The organism is Vibrio sp. Isolate22, assembly GCF_022398115.1.
In the GTDB taxonomy this organism is placed as follows: Bacteria; Pseudomonadota; Gammaproteobacteria; order Enterobacterales; family Vibrionaceae; genus Vibrio.
The window spans coordinates 1-1,696 of record NZ_JAKEUW010000134.1 but is presented as its reverse complement, the minus strand read 5'-3'; the positions used below and the strand labels follow the sequence as shown (position 1 = coordinate 1,696).

Here is a 1,696-nt window from a genome sequence, read left to right as displayed (position 1 = left end):
CTGGCTACCACGACCGTTCAATCTCTGAGACGGCAATGTCCCGATATAAAGGACTGACTAGCGGCACATTGAGCTTGAGATGTTATAACGCTCAAGTTGGTGAGGCGTTAGCAAACGTCAAAGCAATGAACAAAGTTCTAGGACTAGGTATGCCTATTAGAAACTAACAGGTAAGTTCCGTAGGATAGATACGTCCTTTAGCTGATTTGATCAACAACGCCCTGTCATCATATCGTCTGTCGCGATACCAACATGATCAACACCACCTACTTTAACTGCGCCATCGATCATCTCCGCGAACTGTTGCGGAGTAATATCTTCCGGCCAAATACCATCTAGCATCCACTCAGCGGCAACAACCGAAACCACACCGCCCATATCCGCGACTGTTTTTACTTGTTCGTCTGAAAGTAATCGGTAACAAGCGGCAAGGCGATAATCAGGGTCACCTTTTTTGAGGTCGTTTTTGGCCATGCGTTGCTGTGTTTCTTCAAGGGTTTCATGAGGTTCACAGTTATACGTAGACGCTACAGGAGAGTGAGAATAAATAACAGGGACACCTTTATGGTGTTTTTGCATGTAGTCTGTAATGTCGCTGGTTGTGTATGGTGATGTATGAGAAAGATCCACCGTGATACCATGCTTGACCATCTCATCGATTACTTCTTTACCAAAATCCGTCAGGCCCGTGGTGTCACCATTCAGCATTGAGATAACCCCAGAACCCGTGAGCTCAGTTTCGTTATAGGTTAACTGCATTGTTTTAACACCATACTCAGCCATCACCGCATATTCCCCGTTATCGTGGGCTAGTTGAAAGTCTTCTACGCTTTTCACGTAGCGGATAGGCGTCTTAGCGGAAGAAGTAGCCTTGGTCCATTTCCCATGCTAGGATTTAAACGCAAGTAAGTTTGGGGTATTTGGGGCAGCAATGGTCGCGGAAGCGCCAGTAATACCGCGTTCATGAGCTAAATCGATGTAATCAGCAACTTGCGAGTCCTTGATAAAACCAGTACCGCTTGGAGAAGCGTAAAAGTCTAAGACAATATTGTCTTTAACAAACTGTTTAGCTTTTGATGATGCTTCGTCATACCAATCTTTTGTCTCAATTGACGCAAACGAGCTGGTCGAAGCCAAACCAATGGCGGTAGCAAGTAAGAGCTTTTTCATAACGTATCCTTGTTTGTCGGTAACCTATCTATAGGTCTGTATCAATCCATAGTTCCAAATCTGAGCACGATGCATCCGTGGCTGAAATGCCTCAAAATCTGATAGAGAGTAAGCTCAAGAGGAGAGTCTCTAACAAAGGTTATTAGTCTATAACTTTCATAAGTTTAACTAATAAAAAATAGCTTAAACAATACGATGTATAAAGAAAAATTTTTGTTCTGTTTGATTCAAACCGTAGTAGCTGAGCAGAATAAAAAGGTTCATCGCGGCTTTCCGGGGAAAGCCGCTTTTATCTTCAAGAAGAAGTAGTCTGTATCTCGATACCCATACCCCATTCGCTTGATTAACTTTATTTTGTTGTTTATCCCTTCCAATGTGCAGGTGTTGAGCGGATAACTTGCCGATCCAATAATACCGTGAAGATAAGGCCTCAGTTTTCGTGCGAACTCTTTCAATGGCTTAATTCCACTTTCTTGCACTTGTGCCCACCATACCTCCCATGCACTTGTGCCCACCATACCTCCCA

Annotated in this window: 3 protein-coding genes and 1 pseudogene; 1 reads left to right on the top strand and 3 read right to left on the bottom strand. The window is 43.7% G+C overall.

Features of this window, described 5'->3' with window-relative positions; translation table 11 throughout:
• Positions 1-167, top strand: a pseudogene (locus L1D55_RS27185) (IS5/IS1182 family transposase); the annotation flags it as partial.
• A gap of 43 nt (positions 168-210) precedes the next feature.
• Here the strand turns inward: L1D55_RS27185 and L1D55_RS27180 are convergent.
• The 3 genes from L1D55_RS27180 to L1D55_RS27170 all read right to left on the bottom strand — a co-directional run.
• Positions 211-783 (bottom strand): membrane dipeptidase, encoded by a 573-nt coding sequence (locus L1D55_RS27180; protein ID WP_275665397.1) that lies wholly within the window; start codon positions 781-783, stop codon positions 211-213.
• Positions 784-888: 105 nt separating this feature from the next.
• A complete protein-coding gene (locus L1D55_RS27175; RefSeq protein WP_239919505.1) occupies positions 889-1,170 on the bottom strand; it encodes a hypothetical protein in 282 nt (93 codons plus the stop codon).
• A gap of 260 nt (positions 1,171-1,430) precedes the next feature.
• Positions 1,431-1,696 (bottom strand): transposase (locus L1D55_RS27170; RefSeq protein WP_239919504.1); only part of this gene is annotated, 266 nt, incomplete at its 5' end.